Annotated in this window: 13 protein-coding genes, 5 tRNA genes and 1 pseudogene; 4 read left to right on the forward strand and 15 right to left on the reverse strand. The window is 39.8% G+C overall.

The features are described 5' to 3' along the window. Positions 1 to 134: 134 nt before the first annotated feature. The 12 genes and pseudogenes from AAEZ22_RS04445 to AAEZ22_RS04500 form a co-directional block, all read right to left on the reverse strand. A complete protein-coding gene (locus AAEZ22_RS04445; RefSeq protein ID WP_352296285.1) occupies positions 135 to 1,109 on the reverse strand; it encodes a transposase in 975 nt (324 codons plus the stop codon). Between the two features lie 257 nt (positions 1,110 to 1,366). Further along, positions 1,367 to 3,268, reverse strand: a complete 1,902-nt coding sequence (locus AAEZ22_RS04450; protein ID WP_089368565.1) for a SurA N-terminal domain-containing protein — start codon at positions 3,266 to 3,268, stop codon at positions 1,367 to 1,369. A gap of 171 nt (positions 3,269 to 3,439) precedes the next feature. After that, positions 3,440 to 3,748 (reverse strand): annotated as a pseudogene (locus AAEZ22_RS04455) (HU family DNA-binding protein); the annotation flags it as partial. A gap of 170 nt (positions 3,749 to 3,918) precedes the next feature. Next, a complete protein-coding gene (lon, locus tag AAEZ22_RS04460; RefSeq protein ID WP_011328718.1) occupies positions 3,919 to 6,279 on the reverse strand; it encodes an endopeptidase La in 2,361 nt (786 codons plus the stop codon). 149 nt (positions 6,280 to 6,428) lie between these two features. Continuing rightward, positions 6,429 to 7,712 carry an ATP-dependent protease ATP-binding subunit ClpX gene (gene clpX, locus AAEZ22_RS04465; RefSeq protein ID WP_011328719.1) on the reverse strand — a complete coding sequence of 428 codons (1,284 nt, stop codon included), beginning with the start codon at positions 7,710 to 7,712 and terminating at the stop codon, positions 6,429 to 6,431. A gap of 132 nt (positions 7,713 to 7,844) precedes the next feature. After that, positions 7,845 to 8,462 carry an ATP-dependent Clp endopeptidase proteolytic subunit ClpP gene (gene clpP / locus AAEZ22_RS04470; RefSeq protein ID WP_011328720.1) on the reverse strand — a complete coding sequence of 206 codons (618 nt, stop codon included), beginning with the start codon at positions 8,460 to 8,462 and terminating at the stop codon, positions 7,845 to 7,847. A 164-nt stretch (positions 8,463 to 8,626) separates the two neighbouring features. Continuing rightward, positions 8,627 to 9,931, reverse strand: coding sequence for a trigger factor (tig, locus tag AAEZ22_RS04475; RefSeq protein ID WP_011328721.1), 1,305 nt, complete (start codon positions 9,929 to 9,931; stop codon positions 8,627 to 8,629). A gap of 456 nt (positions 9,932 to 10,387) precedes the next feature. Continuing rightward, a tRNA-Pro gene (locus tag AAEZ22_RS04480) sits at positions 10,388 to 10,464 on the reverse strand. Positions 10,465 to 10,528: 64 nt separating this feature from the next. Next, positions 10,529 to 10,605 (reverse strand) — tRNA-Pro (locus tag AAEZ22_RS04485). A gap of 15 nt (positions 10,606 to 10,620) precedes the next feature. Then, positions 10,621 to 10,696 (reverse strand) — tRNA-His (locus AAEZ22_RS04490). 23 nt (positions 10,697 to 10,719) lie between these two features. Next, positions 10,720 to 10,796: transfer RNA gene (locus AAEZ22_RS04495), tRNA-Arg, on the reverse strand. A gap of 116 nt (positions 10,797 to 10,912) precedes the next feature. Next, a tRNA-Pro gene (locus tag AAEZ22_RS04500) sits at positions 10,913 to 10,989 on the reverse strand. 345 nt (positions 10,990 to 11,334) lie between these two features. Between AAEZ22_RS04500 and folD the strand changes: the two genes are divergently transcribed. Then, complete coding sequence (gene folD, locus AAEZ22_RS04505) at positions 11,335 to 12,189, forward strand: bifunctional methylenetetrahydrofolate dehydrogenase/methenyltetrahydrofolate cyclohydrolase FolD (RefSeq protein ID WP_193039040.1); 855 nt, start codon at positions 11,335 to 11,337, stop codon at positions 12,187 to 12,189. Between the two features lie 30 nt (positions 12,190 to 12,219). Here folD and AAEZ22_RS04510 read toward each other — a convergent pair whose 3' ends face one another. Together AAEZ22_RS04510 and cysS are read right to left on the reverse strand one after the other, a co-directional pair. Further along, entirely contained in the window at positions 12,220 to 13,116 is an 897-nt protein-coding gene (locus AAEZ22_RS04510) for a DMT family transporter (RefSeq protein ID WP_179808013.1), read from the reverse strand. A 188-nt stretch (positions 13,117 to 13,304) separates the two neighbouring features. Then, entirely contained in the window at positions 13,305 to 14,684 is a 1,380-nt protein-coding gene (cysS, locus tag AAEZ22_RS04515; protein WP_352296288.1) for a cysteine--tRNA ligase, read from the reverse strand. Positions 14,685 to 14,839: 155 nt separating this feature from the next. Between cysS and AAEZ22_RS04520 the strand changes: the two genes are divergently transcribed. Beyond that, positions 14,840 to 15,331 (forward strand): peptidylprolyl isomerase, encoded by a 492-nt coding sequence (locus AAEZ22_RS04520; protein WP_011328724.1) that lies wholly within the window; start codon positions 14,840 to 14,842, stop codon positions 15,329 to 15,331. Positions 15,332 to 15,443: 112 nt separating this feature from the next. After that, on the forward strand, positions 15,444 to 16,184 hold the full coding sequence (locus AAEZ22_RS04525) for a UDP-2,3-diacylglucosamine diphosphatase (RefSeq protein ID WP_011328725.1): 741 nt from the start codon (positions 15,444 to 15,446) through the stop codon (positions 16,182 to 16,184). Positions 16,185 to 16,202: 18 nt separating this feature from the next. Here AAEZ22_RS04525 and miaE read toward each other — a convergent pair whose 3' ends face one another. Continuing rightward, entirely contained in the window at positions 16,203 to 16,970 is a 768-nt protein-coding gene (miaE, locus tag AAEZ22_RS04530) for a tRNA isopentenyl-2-thiomethyl-A-37 hydroxylase MiaE (protein ID WP_352296364.1), read from the reverse strand. Positions 16,971 to 17,193: 223 nt separating this feature from the next. Between miaE and AAEZ22_RS04535 the strand changes: the two genes are divergently transcribed. Then, positions 17,194 to 17,793 carry a Yip1 family protein gene (locus AAEZ22_RS04535; RefSeq protein ID WP_011328727.1) on the forward strand — a complete coding sequence of 200 codons (600 nt, stop codon included), beginning with the start codon at positions 17,194 to 17,196 and terminating at the stop codon, positions 17,791 to 17,793. Positions 17,794 to 17,822: the final 29 nt, after the last annotated feature.

Genomic DNA, 17,822 nt, shown 5'->3' on the forward strand with positions numbered 1-17,822 from the left:
CATCCTTAATTTTTAAAACACCTCTGCTTATTCAAATAACGTTGTATTTAATTGCTTTTTATTCATTTTTAGGCATGCGAAATACTGTGCTTTCACAGTGAGATGGAATTACGGAGAGTTTTTGAAGTAACGCTTTAAGCCAGTAGCTTTTCGCAATTACTAACGTTGGCGCGCCGCTTTCTGTTTAGGTGTTCGCAGTATCCTTCGTGCGACGCTGGGCGACCTACTGCACCATGAAATACGCGACTAAATTGTGTGGTGAGTTTTAGCCAGTTTTCGGGGGTAATGTTTACTCTTTGTAACAGGGGTAAAGTGCTGCTTTCGATATAGCCTTTCTTGCCTTCGCGTATACAACGCCCGGTTAATTCTACTAGTTCAAGGTAAGATTTAAGCTCAAATGGTAATCCTTTTGCCATTTGCTTTTTTGGTTTACCTGAAAAGCGTAGGAGTTGCTTCGGTTGCTTACCCGCAGTGGCACTTTCAATGCGTATTTTTACACTGGTATGGTCTGATGTTTCAGGTGTTGTTGCTGCCTTTGCTCTTATTGGGTTTAAGTCAACATATGCCATACAGGCGATTAATGCGGCTTCATCTAAGAGGGCTTGTGATTTAAAACGTCCCTCCCAAAACCGTCCGGTACAGTTATCTTCTTTATTAGCTCTGCGCGCAATGTCTTCATTTAATAAGCGCATAAACCAACTGATATTAGCTAAGCGTTCTCGGTACTCAATGATTGTTTCATTTAGAAAGAGCCATTCAATTTTACTTAGCTCTTCACCTTGCAGGTATTTGTTAGTGAGAACAGTGCCTTTACAAAGCCTGTGCCACCGCTGAATAATGGCTTTATCGGTTAGTCGCTTGGCTTTTTTATCATCAACATAGAGTACTAAGTGGGTGTGATTACTCATTACTGCATACGCGCACACATCGATACAAAATACGTTAGCGAGGGCAAGTAATTTGCTTTCAACCCACCCTCTGCGATGTTCATACGATTGATTAGTAAAGTTGTCTACGCCGCATAAAAATGCACGGCGTACACAGCGCGAAATACAGTGGTAGTATTTTGTATCGACCAAACTAACCTGACGCTTTCTTGCGATAGGCATGTTGCACCCTGCTTGATTATTGAACTAATCAGAGCATAGTTAATTACACTGATATTACAAATATTAGGGTGGGTGTCTGCATTAAAAATATTTCAACTGTAAACCTAAATACCAAGTTTGGTTAATCACTTACTGATATCTGGCACCTTCTTTTAGTAATAACTGCTCTTACTCATAACTACTTTTCCTAATAGCTGCTTTTTACAAATAAAAAAGGCGCTTTAAAAAAGCGCCTTTTAATTATTTAATTACGAATTTTACTCTGCGGCTTGCGCTACATTTGGTAAGTTAATTTTCGCTTGAGCTTTTAATGACTCAATAAACACCATGTAGTTTTTGTTTGCTTGTGCCATGGTAATGTTTTGCTGAATTTGTGGGTCAATATTATCTGCAACTTCAGCGTTCGTTACCGATTTAAGCGCAACAATCGCAGCATCACCATTATTTAAATTAACTAGCTCAACGATTGCTGAATCAGTTGGGTGAGCCATTTTAAATGTTTGCGTCACAATAGCTGGCGAAACAGTATAGCTCTGACGCGTTAACTGCGCTTCTTGGCGAACTGTTAGGTTTTGCTCAGCGGCAACGTCATTTAAGCTCTTGCCTGCTTGTACTTCTGCAAAGAGTGTACGGGCTTTTTCTTTAGCAAGCGCTGATGTTTTCTCGTTAACTAAGCTGGCTTTAATTTGCTCGCTTACATCGCTTAGTGCTTTAGTGGCAGCTGGCTCATGTTCATTAACACGCACCACAATAACATGCTCATTACCTAACTCAATCAGCTCTGAGTTTACTTTATCTTCAAGTAAATCAACTGATGTTAATGCTGTAATAACTGCAGGGCTGTTTAACGGCTCTGGTAGCTCATTTAGCGCTACAAGTGGAGTAGACTTAATCTCTACACCCGCGGCTTCTGCTGCATCAACTAAGCGGTCTGAAATTTCAAACGCAAGCGCGGCCATTTCTGTTTGCTTTTCGTAAAATGCATCTACTTTTTCAGCTTTTTCTAGTTCTGCACGTAAATCTGCTTTTACATCATCGTAGGCTTTTACTTGCTGCGCCTGTAGGTCGGTTAGTTTAATAATGTGGTAACCAAATTCTGATGCTATAACGTCTGAGTAGTCACCTTTATTTTCGAGCGCAAATGCTGCGTCTTCAAAAACAGGATCCATTACATCACGTTCTATCCACTCTAAATCGCCACCCATTTCGCCACTTACAATATCATCAGACGATGATTCTGCTAGCTCGGCAAAATCAGCACCTTGATTTAATTGCGCTAATAAAGACTCTGCTTTTGCTTTAGCTGCATCATCGTCTTCACTGTTATCAATTAAAATATGCGAAACACGACGCTTTTCAGGCTCAACGTATTGCGCTTTACTTTGTTCGTAATAGGCTTTTACGTCATCTTCAGTTACTGAAGCAACTGTAATGTCTTGCGCTTTTAGCTCTATGTAATTAACCGATAAACGCTCTGGAGATAAAAACTGGCCGCTATTTAATTCATAGTAATCTGCTATTTCTTGCTCACTCACTACAACACTGTCTTGCATTGCTTCTTTATTAACTACTAGGTAGTCAATGCTGCGCGTTTGTTGTTGTAGAGCAATGGCACTCTCAAGTTCATTTTTTAGCGCAAAATCACTTCCCGCAACAGCAGATACAAGCTGGCTGCGTGTCATGTCTTTACGTAAATACTCGCGAAATGAATCTGGTTGAAAGTTCATTTGACGAATAACTTGCAAGTAACGGTCGTTGTTAAAGCTTTCACCAATTTTAAAATAAGGTAATTCTAAAATGGTTTGTCTTACACTTTCATCGCTTACACGAAGGCCTAACTCTGCCGCTAGTTGAGTTTGCAGTTCTTGTTGTACTAAACGGTCAATTACACCTTGGCGTATTTGCGCCATGTAATTTGGATCGGCTGCAATTTGGGTAAAGTATTCACCAAACTGTTGCTCTAATCGGCCTCGTTCATTTTGAAACGCACGATTAAATTCGGTTTGACTAATTTTAATACCATTTACTTCAGCAACAGGTTGTTCTGTGGTTTGACCTAGGTAACTACCAATTCCTGCTAAAGCAAAAGATAAAATCACGGCGCCTAAAATTACTTTGGCTATAGGTCCTTGCGAACCTTCTCTGATTTTCTCAAGCATTTGTTTATCTCTTTTCTGAGCAAGGTTTTTACCTTGTCATATGTAAAAAAAGCGTATCTTACCAGATACGCTTTTTCACTTGAAGTAACTGGCGGTAAAGTTACTTAATTCATCTTCTGTGGTCATTAAGTATTTTTACACTCGCCACAACTAATGTGTTTAAAACAGTGATTAGTTTACTGCGTCTTTTAGTGCTTTACCTGCTTTAAATGCAGGGATAGTTGCAGCAGCAATTTGAATTGTTTCGCCAGTTTGTGGATTACGGCCTGAACGTGCAGCACGGTCACGAACTGAAAAAGTACCAAAACCAACAAGTGCAACTGAGTCGCCTTCTTTAAGTGCGCCAGTAACTGATTCGATAAATGAATCTAGTGCACGACCTGCAGCCGCTTTAGAAATGTCAGCATCAGCTGCGATTTGATCGATTAATTGAGATTTATTCACAATATCATCCTCTTTAATTGTTGTTATCAAGAGCGATTGTTTTTTACTAACATCACTGTTTTGAAAATTTAGAGCAAACTATTATGCTCATACGATTATATTTTTCTTAAGCCTAGTAACCATAAGGGCTAGGCTTGAAAACCAGTGCTTAACTTATCATACCGTTTAGATTTGAAAAGCCCCTAAAAGCACTTTTTTAGCGTTTTTTATCGGTTTTTCGGCGTTTCGACTGAAAAACTATCAACTGGGTGCACTAAAGCAAGTTTTAATACTTCATCAATCCATGTAACTGGGTGAATATCGAGGCCAGCCAATACGTTGTCTGGGATCTCTTTTAGGTCACGTTCGTTAATTTTTGGAATAATAACCGTTTTAATACCGCCGCGATGCGCTGCTAATAATTTCTCTTTTAAGCCACCAATTGGTAGTACTTCACCACGCAATGTAATTTCGCCTGTCATGGCAACATCGGCACGTACCGGATTACCCGTTAAGCTCGACACTAAACCAGTTACCATAGCAGCACCTGCACTTGGACCATCTTTAGGCGTTGCGCCTTCAGGTACGTGTACATGAATATCGCGCTTTTCATAAAAATCACTGTTAATACGAAACTCTTCCGCTCGGTTTCGTACTACTGTCATGGCTGCTTGTATCGACTCTTGCATTACATCACCTAATGAGCCGGTATAGCTAAGCTTACCTTTACCTGGTACTGCGGCGCATTCAATAGTTAGCAAGTCGCCGCCCACTTCAGTCCATGCAAGGCCTGTAACTTGGCCAATACGGTCGCCGTCTTCTGCTTTACCGTAATCAAAGCGCTGCACCCCTAAAAAGTCCTCTAGGTTGTGCTCATCGATAGTGACTGTTGTGGTGTCTTTTTCGATTAAAATATTTTTAACCGCTTTACGACATAGTTTAGATATTTCGCGCTCTAAATTACGTACACCCGCTTCACGCGTGTAATAACGAATAATACCGGTAATGGCACTATCGGCTATCTCAATTTCATGCTCTTTTAAGCCATTACGCTTAACTTGCTTGGTAATTAAGTGCTGTTTAGCAATATTTAGTTTTTCATCTTCGGTGTAACCCGACAAACGAATAACTTCCATTCGATCTAGTAACGGCCCTGGAATGTTAAAGCTGTTTGATGTAGCAACAAACATCACATCCGACAAATCGTAGTCAACTTCTAGGTAGTGATCGGCAAAATGACTATTTTGCTCAGGATCTAACACCTCAAGTAATGCAGATGCGGGATCACCACGCATGTCTGATGACATTTTGTCGATTTCATCAAGTAAAAACAATGGGTTTTTAACGCCCACTTTTGTCATATTTTGAATCATTTTACCTGGCATTGAGCCAATGTAAGTACGACGATGGCCACGAATTTCAGCTTCATCACGTACACCGCCAAGCGCCATACGAATATACTTACGGCCGGTAGAGCGTGCAATAGATTGACCTAAAGAGGTTTTACCCACACCAGGCGGCCCTACTAGACACAAAATAGGCCCTTTAAGCTTGTTAGTACGTTGTTGCACCGCTAGGTACTCTAAAATACGTTCTTTAACTTTTTCTAAGCCGTAATGGTCGCTATCAAGTATTTTTTGCGCGCCAGCTAAATCTTTTTTAACTTTTGAGCGTTTTTTCCACGGTACACTAATTAGTGTATCTATGTATGAGCGCACTACACTGGCTTCTGCCGACATTGGCGACATCATTTTTAGCTTACTTAACTCAGCCGTCGCTTTTTCTTTTGCTTCGGTTGGCATGCCCGACTCTTCAATACGCTTTTTCAGCGCTTCAAACTCGTCTGGCACATCATCAAGTTCACCGAGCTCTTTTTGAATAGCTTTCATTTGCTCATTGAGGTAATACTCGCGCTGTGATTTTTCCATCTGCTTTTTAACGCGGCTACGTATTTTTTTCTCAACTTGCAGTAAATCTATTTCGCCTTCCATTAGCGCCATTAAGTATTCTAAGCGTTCGGTAACACTTGAGGTTTCTAATACTTTTTGTTTTTCAGGCACTTTTAATGGCATATGAGCTGCCATGGTATCGGCAAGGCGCGCCGGATCGTCAATCCCCGAAACCGAAGTAAGTACTTCTGGTGGGATTTTTTTATTGAGTTTTACATAGCCTTCAAATTGGCTAATTGCGCTGCGAATAAACACATCTTGCTCATGCTCATCTATTGATTCTGATTCAATAAACTGCGCATTAGCTACAAAAAATTCTTCGCTATCAATAAATTCTTCAATTTTTGCGCGCTGCGTACCTTCTACTAAAACTTTTACTGTACCGTCTGGTAACTTTAATAACTGAAGTACAGTGGCAATAGTACCAACACGATAAATATCATCTTGCTCAGGCTCATCTACAGTTGCATCTTTTTGGGCAACCAAGAAAATTTGTTTGTCTTTATCCATTGCCGCTTCAAGGCATTTTATTGATTTTTCACGGCCTACAAAAAGCGGGATCACCATGTGCGGGTATACCACTACATCGCGCAGTGCTAATACTGGGATTTCGACTCGATCGGTTCTCTCAAGCGTCATTATATTTCTCTTTGCACTTCATTTATTTTAAAGATTACTCAAGTATATGGGGATAACCTAATTAAAGTTCAACGATTTTCCCGTACTCAATTAAATTAATTATAAAAAAAGGAGCCTTAGGCTCCTTTTTAAATCAAATAGCTTAAAAACTACTCAGATGCTGCTTTATCTTGATTATTATTTTCATAAATCAAAATTGGGTCTGATTCACCTTTAATTACGGTTTCATCTATAACCACTTTGCTTACATTATCCATAGAAGGTAGCTCATACATAGTATCAAGTAATACACCTTCAACGATTGAACGCAAACCACGAGCACCTGTTTTACGCTCCATTGCTTTGTGGGCAATTGCAGCTAAGGCATCATCGCGAAACTCAAGCTCAACATCTTCCATACCAAACAATACTGAAAACTGTTTAGTAATGGCGTTTTTAGGCTCACTTAAAATTTGTATTAGTGCAGCTTCATCAAGTTCAGTTAATGTAGCAACTACCGGTAAACGGCCGATAAACTCAGGGATCAAGCCGTACTTAACTAAATCCTCTGGCTCTACGTCTTTAAATGTATCACTTAAAGAGCGGCTCGCTGCAGACTCTTTAACATCAACACCAAAACCAATACCGGTATTTTTATGGCTACGTTGCTCAATCACTTTATCAAGACCTGAGAATGCGCCACCACAAATAAACAAGATTTTAGACGTATCTACTTGTAAAAACTCTTGCTGTGGGTGCTTACGGCCACCTTGTGGTGGAACCGAAGCTATGGTGCCTTCTATCAGTTTAAGTAGTGCTTGTTGCACGCCTTCGCCTGATACATCACGCGTAATTGACGGGTTGTCTGATTTACGAGAAATTTTATCAATTTCATCTATGTAAACAATACCACGTTGTGCTTTTTCTACATCGTAATCGCATTTTTGTAACAGCTTTTGAATGATGTTTTCAACATCTTCACCCACATAACCCGCTTCGGTTAATGTGGTTGCATCGGCCATAGTAAACGGCACATCTAATAAGCGTGCTAACGTTTCTGCTAGTAATGTTTTACCACTACCTGTAGGACCAATTAATAAGATATTACTTTTACTTAGTTCAATATCTTGCTTAGTCGACTGATTACGTAGGCGTTTGTAATGGTTGTATACCGCTACAGACAATACTTTTTTAGCATGGTCTTGGCCAATAACATAGTCGTCTAAGTGTTTACGAATTTCTTTTGGTACAGGTAGTTTGTCAGAGGCATCGTGCTTAGGCGCAATGTCTTTTATTTCTTCTCTGATAATATCGTTACACAACTCTACACATTCATCACAAACATATACTGAAGGGCCTGCAATTAATTTGCGTACTTCATGTTGGCTTTTGCCGCAAAAAGAACAGTATAACAATTTACTACTTTTGTCGCCGTCTGTAGGAGTGTCAGACATTCAGCTACCTCATTTTATACGTTGGCCACCAAATTGGTCGATGGCTATTTCAATACGTTTTAACTATACCAAAATTTAATTTTTTCGCATAGTAACTCAAAGTGGCAAACAGCCTAGCTGTTTGCCAAACGCTTACTTGCTAGCGCGATTTTTAAATACTGAGTCTACAATACCGTAATCTACAGCTTGATCAGCACTCATAAAGTTATCACGATCAGTGTCTTTAGAAATCACGTCTAATGGTTGGCCTGTATGCTCAGCCATTAAGCGGTTTAGCTTGTCTTTAATAGACAGGATTTCTTTGGCATGTATTTCAAAGTCAGATGCTTGACCTTGGAAACCACCTAATGGTTGGTGGATCATTACGCGCGAGTTCGGTAGGCAAAAACGTTTGCCCTTTGCCCCAGCGGTAAGTAAAAAAGCACCCATGCTAGCAGCTTGACCTACACAAATTGTACTTACATCTGGTTTAATGAAGTTCATTGTGTCGTAAATTGCCATACCCGCAGTAACCGAACCACCTGGTGAGTTTATATATAAAAAGATATCTTTATCTGGGTTTTCTGATTCTAAGAACAACATTTGCGCTAAAATCAGGTTTGCCATGTTGTCTTCAACAGGACCCGTTAAAAAGATAATACGCTCTTTTAATAATCTCGAATAAATGTCATACGAGCGCTCGCCTTTAGGTGTTTGTTCAACAACCATAGGGACCAATGCGTTTAGGGGATCTGTAATACCAATATTCATACTTATTTAATTCCTTATGCGCTTATACTTGTCCTTATTAAAGAAAAGCATAGTTATCATTTTTCGCAAATTAAGAACCACAAACTAAAATGGCCCGAGCACACTGCATAAACAGAGTAACACGAGCCATTTAATCGTTAGCGAGCACTTAAGTCAATGACTTATTAAGCACCTTGCTGTGGATTCATGATGTCGTCAAATGCTGTTTCAACGTCAGTCACAGTTGCTTTAGCTAAGATAGCCTCAACAGCTTGCTCTTCCATTGCTACATTACGCATTTGCTGCATAAGTTGATCATTCGCTTTGTAGTATTCTACTACTTCAGTTGGATCTTCGTATGCAGAAGCTACCGTTGCGATTAATGCTTCAACTTTAGCGTCGTCAACTTTAATCTCGTTAGCTTTAATCACTTCACCTAATAAAAGGCCAGTTTTAACACGTGTTACTGCTTGCTCATGGAACAATTCAGCAGGAAGCTCAGGCATGTTTTGCGCATCGCCACCAAAACGTTGAGCAGCTTGCTGACGTAATGCGTCAACTTCTTGATCAACTAGTGCTTTAGGCACTTCAATTTCGTTGTTCGCTAAAAGACCTTTAATAGCTTGATCTTTAACGTTAGCTTTAACCGCTTGGTCTAGCTCACGTGTCATGTTCTTTTTAACTTCAACTTTAAGCGCGTCAACACCACCTTCGGTAACACCGAATTTAGTTGCAAATTCTTCGCTTAATTCAGGTAACTCTTGCGCTTCAACTTTTTTCACTGTGATAGTGAATTGAGCCGCTTTACCTTTTAAGTTTTCAGCATGGTAATCATCAGGGAAAGTTACGTCAGCAATTGCTTCTTCGCCTGCTTTTTTACCTACGATATTATCTTCAAAACCTGGGATCATACGACCTTGGCCAAGTTCTAATGGGAAGTCTTCAGCTTTGCCGCCTTCAAATACTTCACCGTCGATAGTACCTACAAAATCAACCGTTACACGGTCGTTTTCGCCAGCAGCTGTATCAACTTCAGCCCAATCTGCGTGTTGCTTACGAAGTGTTTCTAGCATGTTAGCTAAATCTTCGTCAGTTACTGTTACGGCTGGTTTTTCAACTGTAATTTTGTCTAAACCTTGAACTTCAACTTCAGGGTAAACTTCAAACGTAGCCGAAAACTCTAAATCTTTACCAGCTTCAAGTGCTTTTGGAGCAAATGTTGGTGCGCCAGCTGGGTTAATTTTTTCTGAAACAATTGCTTCATAGAAATTACGTTGCATTACTTCGCCAGCAACTTCTTGACGAACTGCTGGTCCAAAACGCTTGTTAATTACTGATGCTGGAACTTTACCAGCACGGAAGCCATCAATACGCTGCGTTTTTGACAGTTGTTGTAAGCGTTTTTTTACTTCATTCTCAACGTTCTCTGCAGGAACGGTGATGGTCAGACGGCGCTCAAGGCCTTGGGTCGTCTCAACAGAAACTTGCATGATTTACCTCAATCTTCAATTTTGGCGACTGTTCGCCTTCTTTACACACAAAGTCATCTTTAGGAGTCTTGATAAAATTTAAACCTTTGTGGCTTAAAAACATTCGTCGCTACCACCAGATACCATTGCTGCTCTGCCCTGCGGGCACTATATTAAAATAATAGACGCGGCATTATAACGTAATATTGATGATAGTCGAGTGTAGGAAACAATTTTTTGAAGCACAATTGTGTTATTAGTAATCAAGCGAATAAAAAACAGGCTAATTTAGCAGCTAATCAAAAGTATAAAATTATAGTTTATAAGTTCTAAAATAGTTTATTAGTGAGTTTTTATTATTTATTTTCGAATATTAACAATCTCTGCTTTAACAAAGTGCTCGATAATACTGATTTTGAAGTGAGTAGTGCGTGTAATATCAAAACCATTTTCATTTATTATTGTTAATAAAGAAAATGGTCGGCGATGCAGGATTTGAACCTGCGACCCCTTGGACCCAAACCAAGTGCGCTACCAAACTGCGCTAATCGCCGATATATTTTTTATACTTAACTTTTGAATACTTAAACTTTGTATTTAAGACCATTTATAAGAAAATGGTCGGCGATGCAGGATTTGAACCTGCGACCCCTTGGACCCAAACCAAGTGCGCTACCAAACTGCGCTAATCGCCGATACTCTTTGTAAATTGGGGTGACTGATGGGGCTCGAACCCACGACAACCGGAATCACAATCCGGGGCTCTACCAACTGAGCTACAATCACCACGGTATTTACTTGTTTTCAAATGGTGCACCCAGAAGGATTCGAACCTTCGACCCACGCCTTAGAAGGGCGTTGCTCTATCCAGCTGAGCTATGGGCGCATCGAAAACTTCATAGTTTACCAATAAGCTAATTACGTAAGTACAATGGCTTTGTGAAAATGTACTATTGCATTAATACCCAAATAATATCCACTTAGCTTAATTACTTAAGAAAGTGGTCGGCGATGCAGGATTTGAACCTGCGACCCCTTGGACCCAAACCAAGTGCGCTACCAAACTGCGCTAATCGCCGATGCTTATAATTGTTAGCGAGTGACCTCGTTGACAACGGGGTGCATAATAGTGATTTGGCTGGGTTAGGTCAAACGTTTTTTTAAGAAAACAATTCAATTGCTCACTTTTAGTTCATAATAGCCAGAATAACCTAATAGCCGGCTGAAATTTAGACTATTTTGTATAATCAAATACGCTATTAGCTAAAAGCAACTTGGCGCTTTAGTGCTTTTCTGCGAAAATAGTAAACATATTAAAAATGGATTTAATAAAGTAAGTATTTCTTTATTACATTACCCCTATTTTTTGTATATCCATTTTAAGTATCTGTATCAAGTTAATTAACCCTAATTAAAGGTCACCCATGACGGCAAACATCATTGATGGTAAAGCAATAGCAAAACAAGTACGTAGCGCAGTTGCACAACGCGTTTCAGAGCGAGTAGCACAAAACCTTCGTGCGCCCGGTCTTGCAGTAGTGCTTGTAGGACTCGACCCTGCGAGTCAGGTTTATGTTGGCTCAAAACGTAAAGCCTGTGAAGAAGTTGGTTTTATCTCTAAATCCTTTGATTTACCAGCAAATACCACTGAGCAAACACTATTAGAGTTAATTGATGAATTAAACAACGATCAAGAAATTGACGGTATTTTAGTACAACTCCCTTTACCTGAAGGTCTTGATGTAGAAAAGATTCTTGAACGTATTACTCCGCATAAAGATGTAGATGGTTTTCATCCTTACAATATAGGCCGACTAGCCCAACGTATGCCAGCCCTTCGTCCTTGTACACCAAAAGGTATTATTACCTTACTTGACTCAACGGGTGTGCGTTATAAAGGATTGCATGCTGTGGTTGTAGGTGCATCTAATATTGTAGGGCGTCCTATGGCACTAGAGCTATTGTTAGCTGGTTGCACTACCACTGTTTGTCATAAGTTTACACAAGACTTAGAAACCCATGTTCGTCGGGCCGATTTATTAGTGGTTGCAGTTGGTAAACCTGAATTTATTCCTGGTGACTGGGTTAAAGAAGGTGCGATTGTTATTGATGTAGGTATTAACCGTTTGGACAACGGTAAATTAGTGGGTGACGTTGAGTACGCCGTTGCAGAACAAAAAGCTGACTTTATTACTCCTGTACCAGGCGGTGTAGGCCCGATGACAGTTGCCAGCTTAATTGAAAATACATTAGAAGCGTGTGAGAAATATCACAGCTAATAAACAAAAATAAAGCAATGAAGAGCCCGCTTAATTGCGGGCTTTTTGTATCATCATTCTACGTTTTATTAAGTCCAAGCCTTGTGGCAAAACCGAAAACACAATCATTAATAACATAATCGCGTACTGCCAATTTGCATACTGCTCGTTAATTAATATTCCTGCACATAAAATACCGGCAATTGGGTTGGCTATAGTGCCAAATGTAAATTCAACTACTGACATTCGTCCTAATAACCAAACATATAGGATGTAAGCCAAAGCAGTGTTAGGTACCACCAGCCAAAATAACGCCAGCCATTGGGTGCTAGTTATTGATGCAGTTAAAAATTGATACTGCTGTGGAGCAAAATAAAAAGCTTGAACCATAGCGGCAATTGCTAACAAGCTACCGCCAATGATTAACTGCCAGGTAAGTACCGTCCACCAGTGAACTTTAGCGGTTACTTTTTTTACCAGCGTACTGCCTATAACAATAGTTAATAGCGCCCCTATCAGTGCCACTACTCCCAATACATTAAGTGCTACATGCTGTGGATCAAATAAGCACCATGCTAAAACCACTAAAGCAAGGCCACAAAAACCTTGTACTAGCGCTGGCTGTTGGCGTTTAACAAGCCAGGCATACAATAATGCCACTACCGGTACTGACACCATACCCACGCCTGCAATAGCTGCAGGTAGGTTAATTGCCATTACAAAAATAAAACTAAAAAATAGCGCAATATTAATCGTGCCGATTAAAAAGATACCAGGCCATTGCTTTGCTGTTGGCCAAGAAGGTTTAAATAACAACAATAATAAACCGGCAGGCAGTGCACGTATGGCTCCTAATAAAATTGGCGGCCACTCTGGGGTTGCGTATTTAGTTACCGCATAAGTTGTTCCCCATAAAAAAGCAGGGATCATGGCAAGTAAAATATTCATTAATTTTCCATTTTTAAATTGATGAATGTGAGTTTAAAACCTCAACTATAATTGAGGTCAACAATATCAATTTTATTAAAAGCATAATCAATTTATTGCAATTGATATAACCAAAAAAGGGTTACCCTATGGCAACCCTTTTTTTGTGATCCGCGCGTTATGGCTAAATCCGCAAAGGTTAATAACCCCTATGCTTTACGCCACGTTGTTTTTCCCGCTGAATCTTCAAGTATTACACCCAATGCATTTAAAGCATCGCGAGCTTCATCTGCTGCAGCCCAATTTTTACTGGCACGTGCGTCATTACGTTTTACAATCAGTGCCTCAATTTCAGCCACTTCATCGTCGTTTTGACCGCCTTGTAAAAATGCCTCAGGTGCTTGTTGAGCAATACCAAGTATTTCACCTAACCTGCGTAGAATGAAGGCTAAATGTCCTGCTTTTTCGCTATCACTTTCTTTTACTCGGTTTAGCTCTTTAGCAACTTCAAATACAACCGGTAATGCTTCTGGCGAATTAAAGTCATCATTCATAGCTTTTCTAAACTTAGCCACATACTCATTACCCTCAAGCTCACATTCAACTGGCTCAACACCACGTAATGCCGTGTAAATACGCTCAAGTGATGAACGTGCTTGGTCTAAGTTTTCTTGCGAGTAATTAAGCTGGCTGCGGTAATGGCCTGATATTAAAAAGTATCGAACCGACTCAGCGTCGTATTGTTTTAATACCTCACGAACGGTAAAAAAGTTATCTAACGATTTAGACATTTTTTCTTTATTTACTTGCACCATACCCGTGTGGATCCAAGTATTTACATACTTGCCATTATTTGCACAGCACGATTGTGCAATTTCGTTTTCGTGATGCGGAAACTGTAAGTCAGAACCCCCACCATGAATATCAAAATGCTCACCCAAATGCTTTGAGCTCATAGCAGAACATTCAATATGCCAACCTGGACGCCCTTCGCCCCATGGAGATGACCATGATGGCTCACCCGCTTTGGCTTTTTTCCACAATACAAAATCAAGCGGATCGTCTTTATCTTGAGCAACCTCAACACGCGATCCTGATTGCAGCATGGTTAAATCTTGCTGCGATAATGCGCCGTACTGCTCAAAGGTAGAAACATCAAACAATACATCACCATCGGCAGCAACATAAGCATGGCCTTTGGTAATTAAGCGCTCAACCATTTCAATAATTTCATCCATGTGCGCAGTTACTGTTGGTTCAACATCGGGGCGTAACATGTTTAAACTATCAAAATCTTCATGCATGGCTTTCGTCATGCGCACAGTTAAGTCGTTTATTGACTCGCCATTTTCGTTAGCGCGTTTAATTATTTTGTCATCAACATCGGTAATATTACGCACATATTTTAAATCGTAACCAATATGGCGAAGGTAGCGAACAATCACATCGAAGCCAACAAAGGTACGCGCATGCCCAATATGACAGTAATCATAAATGGTGATACCACACACATACATGTCGATTTTGCCTTCGACCATTGGTTTAAATTGCTCTTTTTGTCGCGTTAGTGTGTTGTATATATTAACCATTTACTTTGAGTCCTTGACTATTAACTTGAACAGCTATGTTACCACTTGAAAAGCCCCTGCTCTAGCGCTTTATAACAAAGCAAACATCTACTTTGTTAATCTTAGCTAACTGAGATAAAATAGCGCGACTATTTAAACCAGATACAGGAAACCTCATGGTTGTTCTACACACTAATTTTGGTGACATCACCATTAAAATGTTTGATCAAGAAGCTCCAAACACAGTTAAAAACTTTTTAGAGTATGCAAATGCTGGCTTTTTCAACGGCACTATCTTTCATCGTGTAATCGATGGTTTTATGGTTCAAGGCGGTGGTTTTATCCCTGGTATGGATCAAAAAGAAGTAAATGATCCAATTAAAAATGAAGCTAACAATGGCCTATCAAATAAAGTAGGTACTTTAGCAATGGCACGTACGCCTGATCCACACTCAGCTACAGCGCAATTTTTCATTAACGTTAACGACAACGATTTTTTAAACCACAGCAGCGAAACGTCGCAAGGCTGGGGTTACTGTGTATTTGCTGAAGTTGTTGAAGGCATGGACATAGTTAATAAAATTAAAGGCGTAGCAACTGGTAGCAACGGCTTTCACCAAGACGTACCACTTGAAGATGTAATTATCGAAAGCGTTACTGTTAACTAATAGCGTTTACTCACATTATGTGAGTATATAAGCGGGTATTAATATAAATTAAGTTTAAATATTTACTTAATTTATATAAGCCCGCTTTTATTTTATCTAAAAAGACTCATCTATGACTCGCAAAACTTATTTTATTGCCGACTTACACCTAAGTGAAAACCGCCCTGATATTAGCGCGGCATTTTTTAGCTTTTTAAATACGCACATACTTAATCAAGATGTAGATGCACTGTACATTTTAGGTGATTTTTTTGAAGTATGGGTTGGCGACGATTACATTACAACGCTGAGCGCTAATGTAGCAAAGCATTTAAAAGCAGTCAGTGATGGCGGTACACCGGTTTATTTTATTCATGGTAATCGCGACTTTATTATGCGCGACAAGTATGCCGCAATGGCAGGCATGACCTTACTTGATGAGCAAACCGTAATAGATTTATACGGTACACCAACGGTTATTTTACATGGCGATGAAATGTGTACTCAAGATATAGAGTACCAAAAGTTTCGTCGTAAAAGCCGTGGATGGTGGTGGCCAAAACTAATGTTGGCTATGCCACTATGGTATCGTAAAAAAATAGCCCGTAATGCACGTGAAAAAAGTAAACTTAGCCAAGCCAATAAACCCCTTGAAATACTCGATGTGATTGATGACGCCGTACTCGCTACTTTTGCTAAGCACCAGGTCACTAATATGATCCACGGTCATACTCATCGCCCTAATGTGCATACTTACACAGTAAACCAAGAAACTTTAACGCGTACGGTTTTAGGTGACTGGTACACCCAAGGCTCATATTTAGTGGTTACACCACAGGCTCAAAAGTTAATTAGCACTCCTTTTAAGGCGTAAAATGAGTGCTACAAAAGGTTAGTTTTTTAATGCAGGAATACCGCTATGAAATTTAAAGTCGGTATCGGGCGTTGCAATGAGCTCACGTTCTTTTTCTGCAAAAAACTGCACTCGCTCGGTAATATCAAAGTCGGCAATTTCTTGCGCCAGCGTTAAATAATCTTGATAATGTCGCGCTTCTGAGCGCAATAGCGATATATAAAAGTCACCTAAACGTTTATCTACATGCGGAGCAAGCTTAGCAAAACGCTCACACGATCGCGCCTCAATGTAAGCACCCACTATAAGCTTATCGACCAGAGCATCTGGCTCAAAGGTTTTTACATTACGCAGCATACCTTTAGCATAACGACATGGGGTAATACTTCTATATTCAACACCGTACTCGTCCATAATTTCTAATACTTGATAAAAATGATGCAACTCTTCTTTTATTAGCATCACCATTTTATCGATTAACTCTTGCCCATACGGCGAGTTAGATTTAGGAATAATAGCCTTGGTAAGCTTATTTTTAGCCACTAAGTCACGCCAATTGCCTTCACGTTTATAAATTAATGTTTCAAACGGTTTTAGCCACTCAAGCAGAGCGTCGCTACTTTCTTTATCCACCGCATACTTACGAATTAAAAACATCGCTGATTGCGCTGCTTTTAATTCACATATCAAATGGTCGATTAATATAATCGATAAATTTTCTTTTTTTATCGCTTCATCAACCCACTGCTGTGGGGTTTCGCATTTTAAAAAACTTAAAATTGGCGCTAATAATTGTTGCGTAGACACTTTTTGCATATCTCAGTATAACTTTAAACTTAATAACGATTTTACCATGAAACCTTTTTAAAAGATCACCACGGCCTACTTTTACATGGGTATCATTTACAACTTCAAAATGTTAATACAATGTTGCCTTGACTTTGTATTGCAAGTGAACCATAACTGTATAGTGACTGTATAAAAATAAAACAGTAAAAAACTAATAAGTTACTTTTATGGAGTAAACACTATGATACTAAACCACCTATGGGGGCTTTACGCTCACCCACTTGAAGAATGGCAAACAATTGATAATCGCCATGAAAGCCTAACTTATAGCCTCTCGCATATTGTGTTGATAGCGCTGTTTCCCTCGGTTATGGGGTACTATTCATCGGTATATTTAGGATGGAGTATAGGTACAGGAAACCCAGTATTTTTAACCCATGACAGTGCACTACTTATTGCAATTGCAATGTATGTGGCGCTAATTGCGGGTATATTTGCTTTGGCTTATTTAGCCCACTGGATGGGAGTAACCTTTGGTGCTCAGCCCACTTTCACTCAAGCCCTCGAACTAGCAGCTTATACTGCAACCCCGGTGTTTATGTCGGCACTAGCTGCTTTTTTACCACATTTATGGTTTGTGGTGTGCGTAGGCATGGTTGCTTTGGCTTACTCGGTGTACTTACTTTATACCGGTGTGCCAATATTAATGCATATACCAGAAGAACGAGGCTTTATTTACGCAAGCTCTGTAGTAACTTGTGGCTTAATTTTACTGGTTATTATTTTAGCGGTTACCGCTATGCTATGGACTAATGGAATAGTGAGCCCCATGTTTACATAAGCATTACACCGCGTTGGAGTAAAAGTATT

Origin of the sequence: Pseudoalteromonas sp. 20-MNA-CIBAN-0454 (assembly GCF_040308685.1) — a bacterium.
Classification (GTDB): domain Bacteria; phylum Pseudomonadota; class Gammaproteobacteria; order Enterobacterales; family Alteromonadaceae; genus Pseudoalteromonas; species Pseudoalteromonas nigrifaciens.

What these genes read in the sequence shown, in the direction of transcription:
- clpX (WP_011328719.1), bottom strand. Translation starts at nt 7,712, where the DNA reads ATGTCTGACACTCCTACAGACGGCGACAAAAGTAGTAAATTGTTATAC.
- AAEZ22_RS04535 (WP_011328727.1), top strand. Translation starts at nt 17,194, where the DNA reads ATGATACTAAACCACCTATGGGGGCTTTACGCTCACCCACTTGAAGAA.
- clpP (WP_011328720.1), bottom strand. Translation starts at nt 8,462, where the DNA reads ATGAATATTGGTATTACAGATCCCCTAAACGCATTGGTCCCTATGGTT.
- AAEZ22_RS04525 (WP_011328725.1), top strand. Translation starts at nt 15,444, where the DNA reads ATGACTCGCAAAACTTATTTTATTGCCGACTTACACCTAAGTGAAAAC.
- lon (WP_011328718.1), bottom strand. Translation starts at nt 6,279, where the DNA reads ATGACGCTTGAGAGAACCGATCGAGTCGAAATCCCAGTATTAGCACTG.
- cysS (WP_352296288.1), bottom strand. Translation starts at nt 14,684, where the DNA reads ATGGTTAATATATACAACACACTAACGCGACAAAAAGAGCAATTTAAA.
- tig (WP_011328721.1), bottom strand. Translation starts at nt 9,931, where the DNA reads ATGCAAGTTTCTGTTGAGACGACCCAAGGCCTTGAGCGCCGTCTGACC.
- AAEZ22_RS04445 (WP_352296285.1), bottom strand. Translation starts at nt 1,109, where the DNA reads ATGCCTATCGCAAGAAAGCGTCAGGTTAGTTTGGTCGATACAAAATAC.
- AAEZ22_RS04510 (WP_179808013.1), bottom strand. Translation starts at nt 13,116, where the DNA reads ATGAATATTTTACTTGCCATGATCCCTGCTTTTTTATGGGGAACAACT.
- AAEZ22_RS04450 (WP_089368565.1), bottom strand. Translation starts at nt 3,268, where the DNA reads ATGCTTGAGAAAATCAGAGAAGGTTCGCAAGGACCTATAGCCAAAGTA.
- AAEZ22_RS04520 (WP_011328724.1), top strand. Translation starts at nt 14,840, where the DNA reads ATGGTTGTTCTACACACTAATTTTGGTGACATCACCATTAAAATGTTT.
- folD (WP_193039040.1), top strand. Translation starts at nt 11,335, where the DNA reads ATGACGGCAAACATCATTGATGGTAAAGCAATAGCAAAACAAGTACGT.